This is a genomic window from Actinomadura formosensis (assembly GCF_050948385.1).
In the GTDB taxonomy this organism is placed as follows: domain Bacteria; phylum Actinomycetota; class Actinomycetes; order Streptosporangiales; family Streptosporangiaceae; genus Spirillospora; species Spirillospora formosensis.
In genome coordinates, this window is the sequence record NZ_CP192011.1 from 4,470,581 (window position 1) to 4,490,847 (window position 20,267).

Genomic DNA, 20,267 nt, shown 5'->3' on the forward strand with positions numbered 1-20,267 from the left:
GACCGCTACCGCTGAGCCAGGCGGTGCGCCAGGGCGGTGTGGCGGCGGCCCGCGCCGGCGGTGCGGACGGCGGCGGCGAGGGCACGGCGCGAGCCGACCAGGACGACGAGCTTCTTCGCCCGGGTGATGCCGGTGTAGAGGAGGTTGCGGCGCAGCATCATCCACGCGCCGGTGGTGAGCGGGACGACGACGGCCGGGTACTCGCTGCCCTGCGACCGGTGGATCGTGATCGCATAGGCGTGGGCGAGTTCGTCCAGCTCGTCGAAGGCGTAGTCGATGCTCTCGTCCTCATCGGTCAGGACGGTGAGCGACTGCTCTTCGAGGCCGATCTTCGTGACGACGCCGACCGTGCCGTTGAAGACGCCCGCCTCACCCTTGTCGTAGTTGTTGCGAAGCTGGGTGACCTTGTCGCCGACGCGGAAGACGCGTCCGCCGTAGCGGCGTTCGGGCCGGGCGTCGTCGTGCGGGGTCAGCGCCTCCTGCAGCAGCGCGTTCAGGGTGCCCGCCCCGGCCGTGCCGCGGTGCATGGGCGCGAGGACCTGGACGTCGCGGCGCGGGTCGAGACCGAACCTGCGCGGGATGCGGTTGGCGACGACGTCCACGGTCAGTTCGGCGGCCTCCTCCTGCTCCTCGCAGGGGAACAGGAAGAAGTCGCCGTACCCGCGCGTATGGGGGTGGTCGCCGGCGTTGACGCGGTGCGCGTTGACGACGATGCCGGACTCCTGCGCCTGCCGGAAGATCTTCGTGAGCCGGACGCGCGGGATGACCTCGGCGCCGAGCAGGTCGGCCAGCACCTCGCCCGCGCCGACCGACGGCAGCTGGTCGACGTCCCCGACGAGCAGCAGGTGCGCGCCGCGCGGGATCGCCTTGACCAGCTTGTTCGCCAGGATCAGGTCGACCATGGAGCTTTCGTCCACCACGACCAGGTCGGCGTCGAGCGGGTTGTCCTGGTCGAACTTCGGGTCGCCGCCCGGCTGGAGCTGGAGCAGCCGGTGGACGGTCGCGGCCTCGTGGCCGGTCAGCTCGGCGAGGCGCTTGGCGGCGCGTCCGGTCGGCGCCACCAGGACGATCTTGGCCTTCTTCGCGGCGGCCAGTTCCACCACCGAGCGGACGGTGAAGCTCTTGCCGCATCCCGGCCCGCCGGTCAGCACCGCGACCTTGGCGGTCAGCGCGAGCCTGACCGCCTCCTCCTGCTCGGGGGCGAGCGCCTGACCGGTGCGCCGCTTGAGCCACGGGAGGGCCTTGTCCCAGTCGACGTCCGCGAAGGCCTTGAGCCGGTCGACGGGGGCGTTCAGCAGTTCGAGGAGGCCGCGGGCCAGGGAGCGTTCGGCCCGGTGGAACGGGACCAGGTAGACGGCCGGGATCGTCGCCGCGTCCTCGCCCGCCCCCGGGATCGGCTCGCGGACGACGCCCTCGTCGCGGGCCAGCTCCTCCAGCGCCGGGACGATCAGCTCCCGCTCCACGCCGAGGATCTTCTCCGCCGCCGTGACGAGGTTCGGTTCGGGCAGGAAGCAGTGCCCGTCGTCGGCGGCCTCCGACAGCGTGTACTGGAGGCCGGCCTTGATCCGCTCGGGGCTGTCGTGCGGGATGCCGACGGCCTGCGCGATCGTGTCGGCCGTCTTGAACCCGATGCCCCACACGTCCGACGCGAGCCGGTAGGGCTCCCGGCGGACGGTGTCGACCGACGTGTCGCCGTACTGCTTGTAGATGCGGACGGCGAGGGAGGTGGAGACGCCGACGCCCTGCAGGAAGACCATCACCTCCTTGATGGCCTTCTGCTCCTCCCACGCCTCCCCGATCCGCTTGGTGCGCTTCGGGCCGAGGCCGGGGACCTCCACGAGCCGTTCCGGCTCCTCCTCGATGATCCGCAGGATGTCGGTGCCGAAGTGCTCCACCATCCGGTCGGCCATCACCGGCCCGATCCCCTTGATCATCCCGGAGCCGAGGTAGCGGCGGATGCCCTGCACGGTCGCCGGCAGGACGGTCGTGTACGACTCGACCTCGAACTGCCTGCCGTACTTCGGATGCGAGCGCCACCGGCCGGCCAGCCGCAGGCTCTCCCCCACCTGCGCGCCGAGCAGCGCGCCGACGACGGTGAGCAGTTCGCTTCCGGTCTTGGCGGTCGCCACGCGCGCGACCGTGTAGCCGGTGTCCTCGTTGGCGTAGGTGATGCGTTCCAGGACGGCCTCAAGCTCCGCAGGCCGCGGCGCGGGGTGGGATGTCGGGGAGGACGGCACGCTCACCATGATGGCCGATCGGACCGACGGGACGGCCGGACCCGGCGGTCACCGGGCGTGACGCCCGCCGCGACCTCCAGCACGCCCGTCTCGGTGACCAGCGCGGTCACCAGGCGGGCGGGCGTGACGTCGAACGCGGGGTTGACCGCGCCCACGCGCTCCGGGGCGGTCCTCTCGCCGCCCCAGGCCAGGATCTCCGCGGCGGGACGTTCCTCGATCGGGATGCCGTCCCCGGCCGGGAGCGCGAGGTCGACGGTGCTCCACGGCGCGGCGACGACCAGCGGGATCCCGGCGGCGTGGCAGGCCAGCGCCACGCCCACCGAGCCGATCTTGTTGGCGGTGTCGCCGTTGGCGGCGATCCGGTCCGCGCCGATGATCGCCGCGTCGACGAGGCCGCGCAGGATCGTGCTGGGCGCGGCCCCGTCCGCCTGGACGACGCAGGGGATGCCGGCCCGGTCGAGTTCCCAGGCGGTGAGCCGGGCGCCCTGCAGCAGCGGGCGGGTCTCGTCGGCGTAGACGATCTCGACGCGCCCCCGCCCGTGCAGTTCCCGGACGACGCCGAGCGCGGTCCCCCATCCGGCCGTGGCGAGCGCACCGGCGTTGCAGTGCGTGAGAACGCGCAGGGGGCGGTCGCCCACCCGGTCCCGGAGCCAGTCGGCGCCGTGGGCGCCGATCGCCCGGTTGCCGCGCACGTCCTCCTCCAGCAGCGCCTGCGCCTCGGCCGCCACCGCGCCGGCGCCCTTGCGGGCGAACGGCAGGACGCGGTCGACGCCGGCCGCCAGGTTCACCGCCGTCGGACGGGCCGTGCGGATCCGCGCGATCGCCGCGTCCCGCGCCGCGTCGTCCCAGCCCTCGCGGCCGGCCTGCAGGACGGCGAGGGCGACGCCGAACGCGCCCGCGACGCCCAGCGCCGGCGCCCCGCGCACGGCCAGCCGCCGGATCGCGTCCACGAGCGTGCCGACGTCGCGGGCCACGAGGTACTCGACCCGCCCCGGCAGGGCGGTCTGGTCCAGCAGCCGCAGCCCGTCGCCCGTCCACTCCAGGGTCCGCACGTCGCTCGTCATACCGCCCATCATGCCCGCGCGGTGTCGCGGACCCCGTCGAAGATCGGAGGGCGGACGCTAGAACCTCAGCCCGCCCTCTGCCATCGTATGGAAGCGTTGGGGTCGCGTGCCGCCGTGGGGCGGCCGCCAAGACGCGGCTCCATGGGGGCGGAAAGGATCACTCCATGGATGGGCCGCGAGCGTCATCCCAGCGCGACCCGCGTCCGGACGACCCCACGCGGATCGGCCGGTACCGGATCGAGAGCAAGATCGGCGAAGGCGGGATGGGCGCGGTCTACCTGGGCCGCGACGAAGCCGGGCACCTCGTCGCGGTCAAGGTCGTCCGGGCGGAGCTGGCCGGCGACCGGACGTTCCTCGCCCGCTTCCACGACGAGGCCGCCAACGCCCAGCGGGTCGCGTCGTTCTGCACCGCGCAGGTCCTCGAACACGGCGAGGACCGCGGCCTCGCCTACATGGTCACCGAGTACATCGACGGGCCGTCACTGCTGGAGCACGTCAGCGAGAAGGGCGCGCTGTCGCCCGGGATGCTGCACGGTGTCGCGGTCGGCGTCGCCGCCGCGCTCGTCGCCATCCACAGCGCCGGGCTCGTGCACCGCGACCTCAAGCCGAGCAACGTGCTGCTGTCCATCTCCGGTCCCCGCGTGATCGACTTCGGGATCGCCCGCGCGCTGGACATGGCCTCCTCCCACACCCGGACCGGGCAGGTCGTCGGCACGCCCGGGTGGATCGCGCCCGAGCAGATCACCACGCAGCAGGTCACCCCGGCCGTGGACGTGTTCGCCTGGGGCTGCCTCGTCGCCTACGCCGCGAGCGGCCGCAACCCGTTCGGGCAGGGCTCCTTCCAGCTGCTCGCGGCCCGCGCCGTGCACGCCGACCCGGAGGTCGGCGACCTGCCGCCGTCGCTGTCCGGGCTCGTCCAGGCGGCGCTGCGCAAGGACCCCGGCGCCCGGCCGAGCGCCCGCGACCTGCTGCTCGCGCTGGTCGGCGGCGCCGGTGAGGCCGCCGTGCCGACCGAGCTGGGCGAGTCGTGGACGGCGGTGGTCGGCGGCCCCGGCGGCACGTCCCGCGACGTCCCCGCTCCCCCTCCGCCGCCGGTACCGGTGCCCGCGACCCGGCCCGGCCATGAGCACCCCGCCGAGCGCCCCACCGAGCGCGAGTACGCGGTGCCCCCGCCCGTCCTTCCCACAACTCCGGGGCGGGGCGACCGGCCGTCCCGGCGCACCGCGTTCATCGCCTCGACCGTGGCGGGCGTACTGGTGGCCGGGGCCGTGGCGGGCGGCATCTACTATCTGACCCGGCCGTCCGAAAAGGCGAAGAACACGGCCGCGCAGGCGGCGGCGTTCCCGTCCGAGCCGCTGCTCGTCCGCATCGACACCGCACCCGGCTGGCCGAAGACGTGCCACGCCGACATCGGCCTCTACACGCCCGGCAAGCCCGCCGTTCAGACGCTCGCCGGCGGGTCGCCCTGTGACATCCTGCCCGAACGGTCGCCGGACGGCAGGCTGATCGCGTTCACCCGGTCGGACGGCGGGGCCAGTGAGGCGTGGGTGATGAACGCCGACGGCAGCGGCCCCCGCAAGGTCACCGACATCGCGGGCGGACGGGTGACCTGGTCGCCCGACGGCAAGCACCTGGCCTACATGGGCCGGCAGGGCGACACCAAGCAGATCTTCGCCATCGGCCTGCGGGACCGCAAGGTCACGCAGCTCACCGATGACGCCTCGGTCAAGGACGACCCGATGTGGTCGTCCACCGGACGGCTCGTCTTCTGGAGCAAACGCGACGGGGTCGAGCAGATCTACACCCTCGACCCGGACCGTCCCGGCGCCCCCTGGACGCGGCTGACCAAGGACGGCGTCCGCTCGGTGGACCCGGAGTGGTCCCCCGACGGGTCGAAGATCGCCTTCGCCCGGGGAACGCCCGACGACGGCACCATCTGGACGATGAGCGCCGACGGGTCCGGGCCGCGCGCGGTGACGACCGGCGGACGGCACGACATGGACCCCGCCTGGTCGGCCGACGGCCGCTGGATCTGCTACGTGCGCGGCGCGGTCGAGGACCCGGTGATCCACGCCGTCCGCGCGGACGGCACCGGCGACCAGGTCATCACGCCGGCGGGTCGCGCCTTCGGGCACCCGAACTGGTCGTGACCCCCGCCGCGCTCAGCCGGTGATCATGTCGAGGCGGCGCAGGATGACGCCCTCGCGCAGCGCCCACGGGCAGATCTCCAGCTCGGCGAGGCCGAACAGGTCCATCGCGGCGTCCGCGACGATCGCGCCCGCGAGCAGCTGCTCGGCGCGGCTCTCCGACACGCCGGGCAGCTCGGCGCGCTCCGCGGACGGCATCGGCGCGAGTTTCTCCGCCCAGTCCGTCACGTCGCCGCCGGCCAGCGTGCGCCGCTGGTAGGGGCCCTCGGCGCTGGGCGCCGCCCCGGCGATCCGGGCGAGCTGCTTGAACGTCTTGGACGTGGCGACCGCGTGATCGGCGGGCCCGTACCGGGCGACGTCCCCGACCCGCCGCGCGATCTCCGTCCGGACGTGCCGGCGCAGCTCGCGGATCTCCTCGGGCGGCGGCGGGTCGGCGGTGAACCGGTCGCGGGTGAGCCGGCCCGCGCCGAGCGGCAGCGAGATCGCCACGTCCGGTTCCTCGTCGATGCCGGAGGCGATCTCCAGCGAGCCGCCGCCGATGTCGACGACCAGCAGCCGCCCCGACGACCAGCCGAACCAGCGGCGGACGGCGAGGAACGTCAGCCGCCCCTCCTCCTCGCCGGACAGCGCGCGGATGTCGATCGACTTGTCGGCGCGGATGCGGGCCAGCACGTCATCGCCGTTGGCGGCGTCGCGGACGGCGGAGGTGGCGAACGCGACCAGGTCCTCCACACCCTTGTCCTCGGCGACCTGCAGCGCCTCGTCGACGAAGTCGCGCAGCAGCGTCTCGCCCTCCTGCGACAGGCGGTCGGCGTCGTCGAGGTGGGCGGCGAGCCTCAGCTCCGCCTTGTGGGAGTACGCGGGGAGGGGCCGCGCCCCCTGATGGGCGTCCACCACCAGCAGGTGCACGGTGTTCGAGCCCACGTCCAGTACTCCAAGTCGCATAAGTGCGACGGTAGCGGACGGCCCGGCGGCCCCGGTGGCCGCCCGCTGCGGCTACGGTGGCGGGCATGAACGCGGGAGCACAGCGGCGGTGGCGGGTACCCCCGGGTCACGTGGCGGTCAAGTGCGCCGCCGCGGCGGCCGTCACGGCGCTCATCGTCCTCTACAGTCACGATCCGCAGTTCCTGTTCCTGGCGGGCGCGGCGGCGGTCGGGCTGAACGCGCTCGCGCTGCGCGACCTGGTCGCGCCGGTCCGGCTCGCCGCCGACAGGGACGGGCTCACGGTCGTCACCGGCTATGCGGGGCATCGCCGGATCGGCTGGGAGGAGGTGACGACGATCCGGGTGGACGAGCGGCGCCGGCTGCTGCTGCACACGCGGATGCTGGAGATCGAGACCGCCGGCGGCGGCCTGCACCTGCTGAGCGCGTTCGACCTCGGCTCCGACGTCCACGACGTCGCCGACGAGCTGTACCGGCTGCGGGCCCGCACGAGCCGCTAGGGCGCGGGCAGTTCGTCCGGTGTGGGGAAGGAGCTTTGCGCTCCCCGTCTGCGGACGGCGGCGGCGCCCGCGCGGGCGGCGTACCGGGCGGCGGCGCGCAGCGAGTCGCCGCGGGCCAGCCGGAGGCAGAGCGCGGCGGTGAACGCGTCGCCCGCGCCGGTGGTGTCCACGGCGTCCGCCTTCGGGGACGGGATCGCGGTCGTCCCCTCCCCGTCCGCGACCACGGCGCCGTCGGCGCCGAGCGTGACGACGGCCGAGCGGGGCCCGGAGCCGGCGAGCGCCGCCGCCATCGTGCGGGCGTCGCCGCCGCCGTCCAGGAGGAACGCGGCCTCGTGCGCGTTGACGACGAGGGGGTCGCAGAGGGCGAGCAGCTCGCCGGGGACGGGCGCCGCCGGCGACAGGTTGAGGACGACCCGCACGCCCGCCCGCGCGGCGATCCCGGCCGCGGCCCGCACGGCGGGCAGCGGCACCTCCAGCTGGACCGACACGACGGACGCGCCGGTGACCATCGCGCGGGCGGCCGCGACGTCGTCCGGGCCGAGCCGGGCGTTGGCGCCGGGCGAGACGATGATGCTGTTGTCGCCGTCCGGGCCGACCGTGATCAGCGCGACGCCGGTCGGCGTCCCCGGCGTGGTCACCAGGTGGGCGAGGTCCACGCCGTCGCCCGCGAGCGCGCCGCGCAGCAGCTCGCCGTGCCCGTCGTCGCCGACCCGCCCGACGATCCCGGCCCGGCCGCCGAGCCGCGCCGCCGCGACCGCCTGGTTGGCGCCCTTGCCGCCCGGATGGGTGGCGAGATCGGAGCCGAGGACGGTCTCCCCCGGCGCGGGCCGCCGGTCGACACCGACCACGAGGTCCGCGTTGACCGATCCAACGACGACGACATCCCAGCGCTCACCCACGAGGTACGGACTACAGGTGCCGGGGCCGTTCCCGCAACCGCGCTGTACTACCGCGCCCGCCGACCGGGTACGACGGCATGGAGTTCTCGGCCGCGGCGGCCGTCCCGCTCGGTCCGGGCGCGGCGGCCCATCCGCTTTCTGGAGGCGCCGCTTGAAAGTCGCGTTGTTCCTCACCTGCGTCAACGACACGATGTACCCGGGGACGGGCAAGGCGGTGGTGCGGCTGCTGCGGCGGCTCGGTCATGACGTCGAGTTCCCCGGGTCGCAGACCTGCTGCGGGCAGATGCACCTCAACACCGGCTACCGGCGGCAGGCGCTGCCCCTGGTGAAGGGGTTCGCGGAGACGTTCGAGCGGTACGAGGCGATCGTGACGCCGTCCGCGTCGTGCGGCGCGATGATCCGCGACTGGCATCCGAAGCTGGCGCCGCGCACCGCCGGGGTCGCCTCCCGGGTGCATGAGCTGTCGGAGTTCCTGGTGGACGTCCTCGGCGTCACCGATGTCGGCGCCCGGTTCCCGCACCGCGTCACCTACCATCCGACCTGCCATTCGCTGCGGATGCTGCACGCCGGCGACCGTCCGCTGCGGCTGCTGCGCGAGGTCCGCGGCATCGACCTGGTGGACCTGCCGGACGCGGCGGAGTGCTGCGGGTTCGGCGGGACGTTCGCGCTGAAGAACTCCGAGGTGTCGGCGGCGATGTGCGCGGACAAGGTCACCGCCGTCCGGGAGACGGGGGCGGAGGTGCTGTGCGCGGCCGACAACTCGTGCCTGATGCACATCGGGGGCGCGCTCACCCGCACCCGCGCGGGGGTGCGGACGCTTCATCTGGCCGAGATCCTCGCGTCCACGGAGGAGGACCCCACAAAATGAGCGGAGCAGGGCCGGCCATGCCCACGTATCTCGGGATGCCGTCCTTTCCGGACGCCGCGCGGCGGGCCGTGGCCGATGCGCGGCTGCGCGGCAACCTCGCGCACGCGACCACCACGATCCGGGAGCGGCGGGCCGCCGCGGTCGCCGAGCTGGACGACTGGGCGGCGCTCCGCGAGGCCGGCAAGCAGATCAAGGACCACGTCCTGGAGAACCTCGGCCACTACCTGCGCCTGCTGGAGGAGAAGGTCACCGAGGCCGGTGGGACGGTGCACTGGGCGCGGGACGCCGGCGAGGCCGGCCGGATCGTCGCGGACCTGGTGAAGGCGACCGGCGAGACCGAGGTGGTCAAGGTCAAGTCGATGGCCACGCAGGAGATCGGCCTCAACGAGTTTCTCGCCGGGGAGGGCATCACCGCCTACGAGACCGACCTCGCCGAGCTGATCGTCCAGCTCGGGGACGACCGGCCGTCGCACATCCTCGTCCCGGCCATTCACCGGAACCGCGCCGACATCCGCGCCATCTTCCTGCGCGCGATGGAGGACGCGCCCGGCGACCTGACCGACTCCCCCGCCGCGCTGGCGGAGGCCGCGCGGCGGCATCTGCGCGCCAAGTTCCTGTCGGCGAAGGTCGGGGTGTCGGGCGTGAACTTCGCCGTCGCCGACACCGGCACGCTCGTCGTGCTGGAGTCGGAGGGCAACGGGCGGATGTGCCTCACGCTCCCCGAGACGCTGATCTCGGTGATGGGCGTGGAGAAGATCGTGCCGAGCTGGCGGGACCTGGAGGTGTTCCTCCAGTTGCTGCCCCGCTCGTCCACCGCCGAGCGGATGAATCCCTACACCTCCGCCTGGACGGGCGTCTCCCCGGGCGACGGGCCGCGCGACTTCCATCTCGTCCTGCTCGACAACGGCCGCACCGGCACCCTCGCCGACGAGGTGGGCCGGCAGGCGCTGCGCTGCATCCGCTGCTCCGCGTGCCTGAACGTGTGCCCGGTCTACCGGCGGGCGGGCGGCCACGCCTACGGGTCGCCGTACCCGGGGCCGATCGGGGCGATCCTGTCGCCGCAGATCCGGGGCGTCGGGTCGGACGTGGACGCCTCGCTGCCCTACGCGTCGTCGCTGTGCGGCGCGTGCTTCGAGGCGTGCCCGGTCGCGATCGACATCCCGGAGGTGCTCGTCCACCTGCGGGCCCGCGTGGTCGAGCAGGGGCCGCGCCATCGGCTGGAGCGGATGGCGATGGCGGCGGCGGGGTGGATACTGCGCTCCCCCGCCCGGCTCGCGCTCGCGCAGCGGGCCGCGTCCGCGAGCCGCCGGATCGTGGCGCGCGGCGGCCGGATCCGGCGGCTGCCGGGCCCGCTGCACGCCTGGACCGAGACGCGGGACGCGCCCGCGCCGCCGCCGGAGTCGTTCCGCGCCTGGTGGGCCCGGACGGGCGGCGGCCGGAGGGGAGGGAACGGGTGAACGCGCGCGAGGAGATCCTCCGCCGGGTCGAGGCGGTGGCGCCCACCCGCCCGGCCGCCGACGTCGCGGCCTCCTACGCCCGGATCGACCGCGGCTACCTGCGCCGTCACCATGAGGGCGGCGTGCTGGACCTGTTCGCCGAGCGGGTCGCCGACTACCGCGCGACGGTCCTGCGGGTGCCGCCGTCCGAGGTGCCCGCCACGGTCGCCGAGCGGCTGTCGGCGCGTCCCGGCTCCTACGGCGTTCCCCCGGACCTGCCCGCGCAGTGGACGTCCGCGACGGACGCGCCCCTGGTGCGGGACTTCTCCGTCGCCTCCCTGGACCGGCTGGCGGGGACGGTCACCGGCTGCGCCGCGGCCGTCGCGGAGACCGGCACGATCGTCCTGGACCACGGCTTCGCGCAGGGGCCGCGCGCACTGTCGCTCGTGCCCGACTTCCAGCTGATCGTCGTCCGCGCCGCTCAGATCGTCCCGGACGTGCCGGAGGTGCTCGAACGGCTCGACCCGTCCCGTCCGCTGACGTTCGTGTCGGGGCCGTCGGCGACGAGCGACATCGAACTGTCCCGCGTCGAGGGGGTGCACGGGCCCCGCACGCTGGAGGTGCTGGTCATCGAATGAGCCGGGCGAACGGGGCGGTCTCCCGGCAGCGCCCTTGCCCGCCCACTCGCCCGCCCGCCCGCCCGCTTGCCCCCGCGGATGTCACGGCTACGGAACGGTTACCCTCCCGATGTTGACAGGGGGCGCCCGACAACGGTTGATAGCTATGTACATACGGTCACGGAGGAGGCCGTTTCGTAGAGATCACGCATGAGCTGGGGCGTGTTGGCCCGGCTCATTGACGTTGTCGCCGATAAGGTAAATCCCGTCAATTCTCAGGGACCACGACGAGAAGCATGATCACGGCGTATCGACCCTCCTGGCGCTGTTGGGGTGTGGACGTGACTCCCCGCACGCGTGAACGCCCTGTGCGCACCCGCCTCTCACGATGCGGCGCGCACCGGCGAACCGTGGTCATCGAGGTCCGGCGGCGTCCGGCGGCGGGGACGGGGAAGCGATGCACCGGCCGGCCGAGGACGGCGCTCCTCCTGCTCGAAGAGGCATGATGGGCGGTTCCGGTAATCCCCCGCTGGTCGGACGGCGGGAGGCGCTCCAGGAGATCGGCCGCGTCCTCGACGCCGCCGAGGACGGCTACGGCTTTCTCGCGATGGTCGGCGAGCCCGGGGCCGGCAAGACACGGCTGCTGAACGAGCTGGCCGACGGGGCGATGGCGCGGAAGCTGCCGTTCGTGGCCGGGCGGGCGGCCGAGTTCGAGCAGGAGATGCCGTTCGGCGCCGTCGTCGATGCCCTGGACGACCGGCTCGAAGAGCACACCTTGAGCCTGCCACCGGCCGCGCTGCGGCTGCTGGGGACGGTGTTCCCCGCTCTTGCCGACCTGACCGGCGAGCCGCCGGCCGCCTCTCCCGAATCGCAGGTGGCGCGGTATCAGCTGCACCGCACCGTCCGGCATCTGCTGGAGGAGCTGGCCGAGCCGTCCGGGCTGGTGCTGATCCTGGACGACCTGCACTGGGCCGACGACGCGACGATCGAGCTGCTGGACCATCTGGTGCGGCATCCGCCGCGCGCGCGGGTGCTGGTGGCGGTCGCCTACCGGCCGGCGCAGGCGTCGCCGCGGCTGGCGGCGCTGGTGGACGCGGCCGGGCCGCAGGGCGTGCGGGTCACGGTGGAGCCGTTCACCCAGAGCGAGGTCAGGGAGTTCCTCGGCCCGGACGTCAGCCGTTCGCGGTGCCAGGCGCTGTTCAAGGCCAGCGGCGGGAACCCGTTCTACCTTGAGGCGCTGGCCAAGATGGCGGACGGCGCGCCCGCGGCCGGCACCGCCCTGGACCGGCACTGGGAGAAGGGCGTCGCGCCCCTGACCGAGATGCCGCCGGCGGTGCGGGCGGCGCTGCAGGTGGAGCTGAGCGCGCTGCCGCCGCAGGCGCTGCAGATGGCCCGCGGCGCCGCCGTCGCCGCGGACGTGTTCGAGCCCGCGCTCGCGGCGGTGGCCGCGGAGATGGAGCAGAACGCCGCGCTCACCGCGCTGGACGTGCTGACCGGGCACGACGTGGTGCGTCCCACCACCGGCGGCCGGTTCCGGTTCCGGCATCCGCTGGTCCGGCACGTCGCGTACGCCTCGACGGCGGCGGGGTGGCGGATCGCGGCGCATTCGCGGGTCTCCTCGCGGCTGGCCGAGCTGGGCGCGCCGGCGGCCGTGCGCGCCCACCATGTGGTGCGGTCGGCGCGGTTCGGGGACACCGAGGCGATCCGGACGCTGGTGGAGGCCGCCCGCGTCGTCGCGCTCCAGGCGCCCGGCACCGCCGCGTACTGGCTGCGGGCCGCGCTGGATCTGATGCCCGACAACGCGGACGGGACCTACCCCGACCGGGCCGAGCTGCTGGTCGAGCTGACCCACATGCAGGCCGTCAGCGGCCACGCGGAGGAGGGCCGCGAGACCGCGCGGACCCTGCTCGGGCTGCTGCCCCTGGACGACACCGTCCGGCGTGCGCGGACGGTGCACATGTGCGCGGTGATGGAGCGGCAGCTCGGCCGCATCCACGAGGCGCGGGCGCTGGTGCTGGACGAGCTGCGCCGCATCACCGACCGGCAGACCCCCGAGGCCGTGCTGCTGCGCATCCGGCTCGTCGCCGACCGGATCCAGAAGATCGACACCCGCGGGGCCCAGGCCGTCCTGGACAGTCTCCCCGAGAGCGCCCCCGGCTGGGGTCCTGGGCTGACGGCTGCCGTCACGTCGATGCGGACGATGGTGTCCTACGGGCGCGGCGAGGTGGAGGAGGCGATCGGCTACGCGCGGACCGCCGACCAGCTGTTCTCCGCCGCGTCCGACAACGACTTCGCCGACTGCCTGGACTGCTTCGCCTGGCTGGTGTTCGCCGAGTCGTTCCTCGGCATGTACGACGAGGCGCTGCGGCACGCGGAGCGGCTGGTGTCGATCTCCCGGACGACCGGGCAGACGTTCATCCTCGGCTACATGCTGACCGGGCGGTCCCGCGTGCTGGCCCAGCTCGGGCGGCTGGAGGAGGCCACCGCGGTCGCCGACGAGGCCACCGCGGTCGGCCGTGACCTGCGCTCGCAGGAGGTCCTCGCCTACGGGCTGATCCAGCAGTGCCTGACCGCGTCCTGGCGGGGCGATCACGAGCGGGCGGTGCGGGCCGGGGACGAGGCCGTCGCCAACGACACCGGCTCGGGCGAGTGGTGGACGCACATGGCCCATGTCGCCCGCGCCCTCGCGATGATCAACGAGGGCCGGCTGGAGGAGGGCGCCACCGCGCTGATCGCCACCTGCGGCGACGGCACCCTGGGCCTGGACTTCAGCACGCTGGTGATCTGCGCGGAGGCGCTCGCGTGCGTCCGCGCCGCGCAGGAGAACCCCGCCGACGCCGCGAACTGGGCCGACATCGCCGAGGCGATCGCCAATCCGGCGCTCACCGGCGATGTGGGGGTGGCCCGGCTGGCCCGCGCGCACGCGATGCGGGCCGCCGACCCGGCCGGGTCCGCCGTGGTGGCCGCCGAGGCGGCCGGGCTGCTCGCCAAGGTGGGGCGGCGGCCCGAGCAGGGACGGGCCGAGCTGGCCGCCGGGCTCGCGCACGCCGCCGCCGGCGACCGTTCCCAGGCGCGGGAGCGGCTGCGCGCGGCGGCGGAGATCTTCGAATCGTGCGGGATGAGGGGCCTGCACGCCCAGACCCTGCGCGAGCAGCGCAAGATCGGCGTCCGGGTGCCGGCCACCGGGCCGCCCGCCAAGGGTTCCAGGGGCGGCAGGAAGAACCTGCCGTTCGGGCTGTCGCCGCGCGAGCACGAGATCGCGCTGCTCGTCGCGGAGGGGCTCGGCAACCAGCAGATCGCCGAGCGGCTGTACCTCAGCGTCCGGACGGTCGAGACCCATCTGTCCCGCGTCTTCGCCAAGATCGGCGTCTCCTCGCGGGTCGGTGTCGCAACCGCAATGAACCGTTCCATGGAGATCTGACTCTTAATTCGCGTAGGTCCCGTACGTTCCGTGGGCCCGGTGACGCACGTAAGTACGGGTTCTCCACGATGCCGCGCCGATATCCGCGTTTGGCAGGGTTGGAGCGGCAGGAAGCGGAGGGGATGACCATGGAACAGCAGCGGATCGCGCGCTTCACGCTCGCGGGCGTCACGGACGCCGAGGCGTCCGTGCATCCCTTCGCCACCGACGACGGGCTGGGCCTGTACCTCACCCGGTTCCGCCGCGCGGACTGCGACGACGTGGTCCTGCTGGTGCACGGCCTGACGACGTCCAGCGACATGTTCATCATGCCGGAGCACACCAACATGGTGAACTTCCTGCACGACGCCGGGTTCGGCGACGTGTGGACGGTCGACTTCCGGATCAGCAGCCGCTTCCCCTACAACTCCGAGACGCAGCGCCACAACCTCGACGCCGTGGCGCTCCACGACCACCCGGCGGCACTCGCCGAGCTGCGGCGCCACATCGGGGACCGGCGGGTGCACGTGATCACGCACTGCCTGGGGGCGGTCTCGTTCGCGATGGCGCTGTTCGCCGGCACCGTCACCGGTATCACCAGCCTGACCTGCAACAGTGTCGCGCTGACCCCGCGCACCCCGCGCTGGTCGAAGATCAAGCTCGGGTACGGGCCGCCGCTGATGGAGTACCTGCTCGGGCCGTACCATCTGGACCCCCGGTACGGGACCGCTCCAATCATGACGCGCGGCTGGATGCTCGCCAAGGCGGTCGCGCCGTTCCACCGCGACTGCGAGGAGCCCGCCTGCCACATGCTCAGCTTCATGTGGGGCGGCGGGAAACCGATCTTCACGCACGCGAACATCTCGCCGGTCACGCACGGCCGGCTGCCCGACCTGTTCGGGGCCTGCAACGTCAACTACTACCGGCACATCCGCAAGATGGTGTGCTCCGGCCGCGCGGTGAAGTACGACCCGCGCGACCCCCGCTACGCCGCCCTGCCGGACGACTACCTGTCGCGCGCCGAAACGGTCACGACACCGATCCTGTTCCTCACCGGAGACCGCAACCACGTGTTCACCGACTCCAACATCGTCTGCCACCGGTTGCTCGAAAAGGCCACGCCCGGCCTGCACGAGCTGGCGATCCTGCCCGGCTACGGCCACCAGGACCCGTTCATCGGGCTGCGCGCCGACACCGAGGTGTTCCCCCAGGTCGTCGACTTCCTGAAGCGGAAGGCGGGCTGAGCGATGGCCGGAGCAGAGCATGTCGGCGCCGTGGTCGTCGGGTCCGGGTTCGGCGGGTCCGTCGCCGCGTTCCGGCTGGCGGAGGCCGGTGAGCAGGTCGTCCTGCTGGAGCGCGGGCAGCCCTACCCGCCGGGCACCTTCCCCCGGTCGCCGGCCCAGATGGGACGGGCGTTCTGGGACCCGGCCGAGGGCCTGTACGGGATGTTCGACGTCTGGGGCTTCCAGGGCTGCGACTCGGTGGTGTCGTCCGGGCTCGGCGGCGGATCGTTGATCTACGCCAACGTGCTGCTGCGCAAGGACGAGCGCTGGTTCGTCGACGAGCGCCCGGACGGCGGCCACACCCCCTGGCCGATCTCGCGTGCCGACCTCGACCCGCACTACGACGCGGTCGAGAAGATGCTGGGCGCGACGCCGTACCCGCTGGAGCAGGCCCCCTTCGACGACACGCCGAAGACGCACGCGATGCAGGACGCGGCGGCCGAGCTGGGGCTGCAGATCTCGCTGCCGCCGCTCGCGGTCAGCTTCGCCTCGCGGCCGGGCGGCGCCCCGGGCCTGGGCCTGCCGATCGCGGACGCCGGCTACGGCAACATCCACGGCGCCGGGCGGCGGACGTGCAGGCTGTGCGGCGAGTGCGACATCGGCTGCAATGACGGTGCCAAGAACAGCCTCGACCACACCTACCTGTCGGCGGCGGCGCACCACGGCGCCGACATCCGCACGTGCCGCGAGGTGAAGGCGATCCGGCCGCGGCCGGGCGGCGGGTACGAGGTCGACTACGTCCACCACGCCGACCTGACCGCGAAGAAGCGGCGCCTGCCCGTCCGGACGATCTCCTGCGACCGGCTGATCCTCGGCGCCGGCGCCTACGGCACGACGTACCTGCTGCTGAAGTCGCGGGAGGCGTTCCCGGGGCTGAGCAAGGCGCTCGGCACCCGGTTCAGCGGCAACGGCGACCTGCTGACGTTCCTGCTGCGCGCCAAGGACCGCAACCGGGTCCGCCCGCTGAACGCCAGCCGCGGCCCGGTGATCACCACGGCGATCCGGCTGCCGGACGAGCTGGACGGCGTGCCCGGCGCGGGCCGCGGCGCCTACATCGAGGACGGCGGCTACCCGGGGTTCACCGACTGGATCGTCGACAGCCTCGACCTCCGCAACGACTTCGAACGCGCCGTGAAGTTCCTGTGGAACCGGTTCACCGAGTTCTTCAAGGACGCGCCCGACACGAACATGTCCAAGGAGATCTCCGACCTGATCGGCGACGGCGCCCTCACGGTCAGCTCGCTGCCGCTGCTCGGCATGGGCCGCGACACCGCCGACGGGCGGCTGCATCTGCGGGGCGGCCGGCTCGCCGCCGACTGGACGGCCGAGAGCAGCGAGGCGCTGTTCCGCCGCCTCCGCAAGACGATGCGGGGTATCGCGGACGTGCTCGGCGCCGACTACGCCGACAACCCGATGTGGTTCCGCAAGCGCATCATCACCGTTCATCCGCTGGGCGGCGCCCCCATGGGCGGCCACCCGGGCGAAGGCGTCTGCGACGCCTTCGGCGAGGTGTTCGGGTTCCCGGGCCTCTACATCGCCGACGGGGCGGCGATGCCGGGACCGGTGGGCCCGAACCCCGCGCTCACCATCGCCGCGCACGCCGATCGTATGGCCGCGCGGCTGCTGGAGGACGTGCCCGCACCACGCGGTGCGGCCCCCTCCGGCACCGTCCCGTCCGCCACGGGGGCCGAGCCGGCCGGGGGCGCCGGCTCGCTGGGCGGGGCGGGGAACGGCTCGGCGTACGGCCCGGACTCGGGGGGCCGCGGTGCGACACGGGGACCGTCCACCGCGGCCGCGGGCCGTACGTCGCTGTCGTTCACCGAGGAGATGAAGGGGTTCGTCACCTACGGGGAGATCGACCCGCGGGCCGGCGGGCTGGCGGAGGGGCGCCGGCACCTGTCGTTCCGCCTGACGATCACCGCGGAGGACGCCGACCGGTTCCTGGCCGATCCCGATCACGAGGCGAAGGCCGAGGGGTGGGTGGACGCCGCCGGGAACGGGGGCCGCTGCCCGGTCGAGCGGGGCACGTTCAACCTGTTCGTCGCCGGCGGCGCCCAGGACCGGCGGCTGATGAGGTACCGGCTGCTCTACACCGACGGCGAAGGCCGGCGGCGGACGCTGAGCGGGCACAAGAACGTCCTGCACGGGCCGCCGACACGCATCTGGCCGGACACGTCCACGCTGTACGTGCGGCTGCTGGACGGCCATGTCGGCGCGGACGAGGAGGACGGCGCGCGGGTCGTCGCGGCGGGCGTGCTGCACATCCAGCTGTCGGACTTCGCGCGGCAGCTCACCACGCTCCGGGCGATGGGCCCGGACGGGGCGGGCAAGCTCCTCGACTTCGGGAGGTTCTTCGCCGGGGAGCTGTGGGAGGTGTACGGACCCGATCCCGCCTGACGGGTTCCGCACGGGGGTCACGATCGTGCAGGCCGAGAGAACTGCGGGGTGCTCTCGGCCTGCACCTTTTCACCGGGGGCCGCACCGGGGGTGGTGCGGCCCCGGCCCGTTCAGAGGTCGGCCCGGCGCGCGGGGCAGCCGGCGGGACAGTGCTCCAGGTGCGCGGGCAGCCACCGGGTGAACATCGACAGCAGCGCCCGCAGCATGAACCGGGCGACCGGGCGGGTGCCGGGGACGAGCGGCTCGAACACCGCCTCCCAGCGGATGGAGGTGCCGGAGCCGCTGGCCTCCAGGTGGACGTCCGAGCGGTAGCGGCGCACGGGCAGCCCCGACAGGGCGACATAGCCGAAGTGCGTGTACGGCTCGTAGGCGACGGTCTGCTCGCTGACGGGCCAGATCTTCTTGACCGTCCCGACGCCGTAGGTGGTGGTGTCGCCGTTGCGCACCTGCTTGGCGGGCGCGGGGAACCTGCCCCAGGCGCCCCACGCCTCGGGGACGGCCAGGTGCCGGAACACCTCTTCGGGCGCGGCGCTGGTGGTGGCTGTGGCCTGGATCACCGTCAAACCGTAACCACTCGCGCACCACCGGCACAAACGAACCCGATGACCGGCCTCGCGGCTGATCAACGAACGGCCAGGGCGGGGAGCGTCAGGACGCGTGCGTGCCGCGGGGCGGACCGGGATGCCGGTCCGCCCCGCGCGCCGTCGGCGTCGGCCTGGCGGCGGGCCGCGCGGCCGGTGTGGATGTGGCCGCGGAACGCGGTGCCCTTCGCGACGACCTTGACGGCCTGGAAGTCGCGCGGCGGCAGCGCGCAGAACCCGGTCCGGACGACGTCGTCGAACAGCGAGTCCGATACCACGTAGGCCAGGTCGCGGCCGGCGTCGCCGGACAGCAGGCGGCGCAGCGGCGTCGCGTCCAGCAGCCGCTGGACGACGATGGGCGCGTCGCCGGCGGGCCCGAACGGCCCGGCGGTCAGCGTGCCGTGGTGCAGCGCGAGCCGCACCCGCAGCCGGAACCGGCCGGCGTCCTGGTTGACCTCGCCCAGTGCCTCGTCGAGGAGGATCACGAAGTCCCCGGCCACCGGCGCGGGGTCGACCCCCTCCGGCAGCGTGGCGAGCTCGCCGTCTCCGCCGACCTGCTTGTCCCAGGCGGCGCGGTCGAGGCCGACGCCGCGCGCGGCGTGGTCGAGCGCGTCCGACAGCTGCCGCTGCGCGAGCAACTGCTCGCGCGTGTCGCGCCTGCTGTACCCCTGGATGTCCACCGCCAGCAGCAGGCGGTAGCTGAGCTGTGCTTCCCCGTTCCCTCTCACTGTGCCGATCCCGCCCCTCGGTCCTCTTGGGCAAATGGGCCCGATGCCCGCATTCGCTCCAAAGCGTGGAGTGAGCGTTGCCCCGTGGAAGACGTCCGCGCCGGAATCTCGTCGCTGACCGTACGCACCTTTGGACGCCGCGCAGCGATCGCCCGCACCGGAGGTAAGAGAAAGGTGGCGAACTAGTTAGGGATCTTCTGGAAAATCCGTCTCGGACCGGTCCCAGTTGAACCGGGCGTCACCGGAGCACGTACTACCTTCCAACGTGACGCCCTGCTCACATCGCTCCCAATGTGGCATCCGGCTCACGGTCACCCGCGCTGTCCTGTCCCCGCACCCCGCCCGGAGACCCCGATGGCCCACAGAGCACCGGCCGCCCCGCCGGCCACCCGCGAAAGCCTGCCCGGACCGTGGAGCTGGTTCCACGGTCCGCGGCCCGCCGGCGACGTGGACGACCAGGTGATCGTGACCGAGCTGTACCGCGTCTACGGCCGCCCGCTGCTGTCGTTCGTCCTGCGGCTGACCGGCGGTGACCGGCACTGGGCCGAGGACGTGGTGCAGGAGACCATGATCCGCGCGTGGCGCAGCGCGCACCAGCTGGACGAGAACGCGGCCTCGCTGCTGCCGTGGCTGGCGACGGTCGCCCGCCGGATCGTCATCGACGACCAGCGCCGCAAGAACGCACGGCCGCAGGAGGCGGGCGAAGGCCCGCTGGAGAACATGCACGTCCCCGACGGGTTAGAGGATCTGCTGCGCTCCGTCGTGGTGTCCGAGGCCCTCCTCGCGCTGTCGCCCGCCCACCGCGAGGTCCTCAACGAGACCTTCTTTCGGGACCGCTCGGTCAACGAGGCGGCCGAACGTCTCGGCATTCCCGTGGGCACGGTGAAGTCCCGGGTCTACTACGCCCTCAAGTCACTGCGCATCGCCCTGGAGGAGAGAGGCGTGACGCCATGAGCGCGGACACGCTGCACATCGACGTCGGCGCCCACGCCCTCGGCCTGCTGGAGGAGCCCGACCGCCGCGCGTTCGAGGCGCATCTGGCCGCGTGCCCGGCCTGCCACGAGGAGCTGGGCACGCTGCGGGAGGTCGCCCGGATGCTGGACGGCGTCGAGCCGATCACCGACGGATGGCAGGCACGACCGGAGACCCGCGTCTCATAGGCTGACGT

Annotated in this window: 16 protein-coding genes; 10 read left to right on the forward strand and 6 right to left on the reverse strand. The window is 73.5% G+C overall.

The features are described 5' to 3' along the window. Positions 1 to 5: 5 nt before the first annotated feature. On the reverse strand, positions 6 to 2,246 hold the full coding sequence (gene recD2 / locus ACQP1N_RS21305) for an SF1B family DNA helicase RecD2 (protein ID WP_433226190.1): 2,241 nt from the start codon (positions 2,244 to 2,246) through the stop codon (positions 6 to 8). After that, a complete protein-coding gene (gene mtnA / locus ACQP1N_RS21310; RefSeq protein WP_067804056.1) occupies positions 2,240 to 3,301 on the reverse strand; it encodes an S-methyl-5-thioribose-1-phosphate isomerase in 1,062 nt (353 codons plus the stop codon). The genes recD2 and mtnA overlap by 7 nt, the downstream gene beginning before the upstream one ends. Before the next feature lie 164 nt (positions 3,302 to 3,465). On the opposite strand from mtnA, the gene ACQP1N_RS21315 reads away from it, so the two are divergent. Next, positions 3,466 to 5,451: a protein kinase domain-containing protein gene (locus ACQP1N_RS21315; protein ID WP_433226192.1), complete on the forward strand. Its 1,986-nt coding sequence runs from the start codon at positions 3,466 to 3,468 to the stop codon at positions 5,449 to 5,451. 12 nt (positions 5,452 to 5,463) lie between these two features. On the opposite strand, the gene ACQP1N_RS21320 is transcribed toward ACQP1N_RS21315, so the two are convergent. Continuing rightward, on the reverse strand, positions 5,464 to 6,393 hold the full coding sequence (locus ACQP1N_RS21320; protein WP_067804050.1) for a Ppx/GppA phosphatase family protein: 930 nt from the start codon (positions 6,391 to 6,393) through the stop codon (positions 5,464 to 5,466). A 65-nt stretch (positions 6,394 to 6,458) separates the two neighbouring features. On the opposite strand from ACQP1N_RS21320, the gene ACQP1N_RS21325 reads away from it, so the two are divergent. Beyond that, on the forward strand, positions 6,459 to 6,890 hold the full coding sequence (locus tag ACQP1N_RS21325; RefSeq protein WP_433226195.1) for a PH domain-containing protein: 432 nt from the start codon (positions 6,459 to 6,461) through the stop codon (positions 6,888 to 6,890). Here ACQP1N_RS21325 and ACQP1N_RS21330 read toward each other — a convergent pair. Further along, positions 6,887 to 7,789 (reverse strand): ribokinase, encoded by a 903-nt coding sequence (locus ACQP1N_RS21330; RefSeq protein ID WP_067804045.1) that lies wholly within the window; start codon positions 7,787 to 7,789, stop codon positions 6,887 to 6,889. The genes ACQP1N_RS21325 and ACQP1N_RS21330 overlap by 4 nt on opposite strands. A gap of 151 nt (positions 7,790 to 7,940) precedes the next feature. On the opposite strand from ACQP1N_RS21330, the gene ACQP1N_RS21335 reads away from it, so the two are divergent. From ACQP1N_RS21335 to ACQP1N_RS21360, 6 genes are all read left to right on the forward strand, one after another. Beyond that, positions 7,941 to 8,657: a (Fe-S)-binding protein gene (locus tag ACQP1N_RS21335; RefSeq protein ID WP_067804042.1), complete on the forward strand. Its 717-nt coding sequence runs from the start codon at positions 7,941 to 7,943 to the stop codon at positions 8,655 to 8,657. A 35-nt stretch (positions 8,658 to 8,692) separates the two neighbouring features. Then, complete coding sequence (locus tag ACQP1N_RS21340; protein WP_207394171.1) at positions 8,693 to 10,114, forward strand: LutB/LldF family L-lactate oxidation iron-sulfur protein; 1,422 nt, start codon at positions 8,693 to 8,695, stop codon at positions 10,112 to 10,114. Beyond that, complete coding sequence (locus tag ACQP1N_RS21345) at positions 10,111 to 10,731, forward strand: LutC/YkgG family protein (RefSeq protein WP_067804095.1); 621 nt, start codon at positions 10,111 to 10,113, stop codon at positions 10,729 to 10,731. Before ACQP1N_RS21340 ends, ACQP1N_RS21345 begins: the two co-directional genes overlap by 4 nt. A 481-nt stretch (positions 10,732 to 11,212) precedes the next feature. Next, on the forward strand, positions 11,213 to 14,131 hold the full coding sequence (locus ACQP1N_RS21350; RefSeq protein ID WP_067802806.1) for a helix-turn-helix transcriptional regulator: 2,919 nt from the start codon (positions 11,213 to 11,215) through the stop codon (positions 14,129 to 14,131). A gap of 122 nt (positions 14,132 to 14,253) precedes the next feature. Next, the gene (locus tag ACQP1N_RS21355; protein ID WP_242608976.1) at positions 14,254 to 15,354 is read left to right on the forward strand and encodes an alpha/beta fold hydrolase; all 1,101 of its coding nucleotides are present in this window, start codon (positions 14,254 to 14,256) and stop codon (positions 15,352 to 15,354) included. A 3-nt stretch (positions 15,355 to 15,357) separates the two neighbouring features. After that, positions 15,358 to 17,790, forward strand: a complete 2,433-nt coding sequence (locus ACQP1N_RS21360) for a GMC oxidoreductase (RefSeq protein ID WP_067802802.1) — start codon at positions 15,358 to 15,360, stop codon at positions 17,788 to 17,790. Positions 17,791 to 17,900: 110 nt separating this feature from the next. On the opposite strand, the gene ACQP1N_RS21365 is transcribed toward ACQP1N_RS21360, so the two are convergent. Continuing rightward, positions 17,901 to 18,347: an SRPBCC family protein gene (locus ACQP1N_RS21365; protein WP_242608977.1), complete on the reverse strand. Its 447-nt coding sequence runs from the start codon at positions 18,345 to 18,347 to the stop codon at positions 17,901 to 17,903. A 65-nt stretch (positions 18,348 to 18,412) separates the two neighbouring features. After that, a complete protein-coding gene (locus ACQP1N_RS21370) occupies positions 18,413 to 19,099 on the reverse strand; it encodes a hypothetical protein (RefSeq protein WP_242608978.1) in 687 nt (228 codons plus the stop codon). Positions 19,100 to 19,453: 354 nt separating this feature from the next. Here ACQP1N_RS21370 and ACQP1N_RS21375 point away from each other — a divergent pair, with 354 nt between their 5' ends. Continuing rightward, positions 19,454 to 20,053 carry a sigma-70 family RNA polymerase sigma factor gene (locus ACQP1N_RS21375; RefSeq protein WP_084263227.1) on the forward strand — a complete coding sequence of 200 codons (600 nt, stop codon included), beginning with the start codon at positions 19,454 to 19,456 and terminating at the stop codon, positions 20,051 to 20,053. Beyond that, positions 20,050 to 20,259, forward strand: a complete 210-nt coding sequence (locus ACQP1N_RS21380) for a zf-HC2 domain-containing protein (protein WP_433226200.1) — start codon at positions 20,050 to 20,052, stop codon at positions 20,257 to 20,259. The genes ACQP1N_RS21375 and ACQP1N_RS21380 overlap by 4 nt, the downstream gene beginning before the upstream one ends. Positions 20,260 to 20,267: the final 8 nt, after the last annotated feature.

Bases quoted from the DNA above. Each gene is read 5' to 3' on its own strand.
- recD2 (WP_433226190.1), bottom strand. From the start codon at position 2,246: ATGGTGAGCGTGCCGTCCTCCCCGACATCCCACCCCGCGCCGCGGCCT.
- mtnA (WP_067804056.1), bottom strand. From the start codon at position 3,301: ATGACGAGCGACGTGCGGACCCTGGAGTGGACGGGCGACGGGCTGCGG.
- ACQP1N_RS21315 (WP_433226192.1), top strand. From the start codon at position 3,466: ATGGATGGGCCGCGAGCGTCATCCCAGCGCGACCCGCGTCCGGACGAC.
- ACQP1N_RS21320 (WP_067804050.1), bottom strand. From the start codon at position 6,393: ATGCGACTTGGAGTACTGGACGTGGGCTCGAACACCGTGCACCTGCTG.
- ACQP1N_RS21325 (WP_433226195.1), top strand. From the start codon at position 6,459: ATGAACGCGGGAGCACAGCGGCGGTGGCGGGTACCCCCGGGTCACGTG.
- ACQP1N_RS21340 (WP_207394171.1), top strand. From the start codon at position 8,693: ATGCCGTCCTTTCCGGACGCCGCGCGGCGGGCCGTGGCCGATGCGCGG.
- ACQP1N_RS21350 (WP_067802806.1), top strand. From the start codon at position 11,213: ATGATGGGCGGTTCCGGTAATCCCCCGCTGGTCGGACGGCGGGAGGCG.
- ACQP1N_RS21355 (WP_242608976.1), top strand. From the start codon at position 14,254: ATGACCATGGAACAGCAGCGGATCGCGCGCTTCACGCTCGCGGGCGTC.
- ACQP1N_RS21360 (WP_067802802.1), top strand. From the start codon at position 15,358: ATGGCCGGAGCAGAGCATGTCGGCGCCGTGGTCGTCGGGTCCGGGTTC.
- ACQP1N_RS21375 (WP_084263227.1), top strand. From the start codon at position 19,454: ATGGCCCACAGAGCACCGGCCGCCCCGCCGGCCACCCGCGAAAGCCTG.
- ACQP1N_RS21380 (WP_433226200.1), top strand. From the start codon at position 20,050: ATGAGCGCGGACACGCTGCACATCGACGTCGGCGCCCACGCCCTCGGC.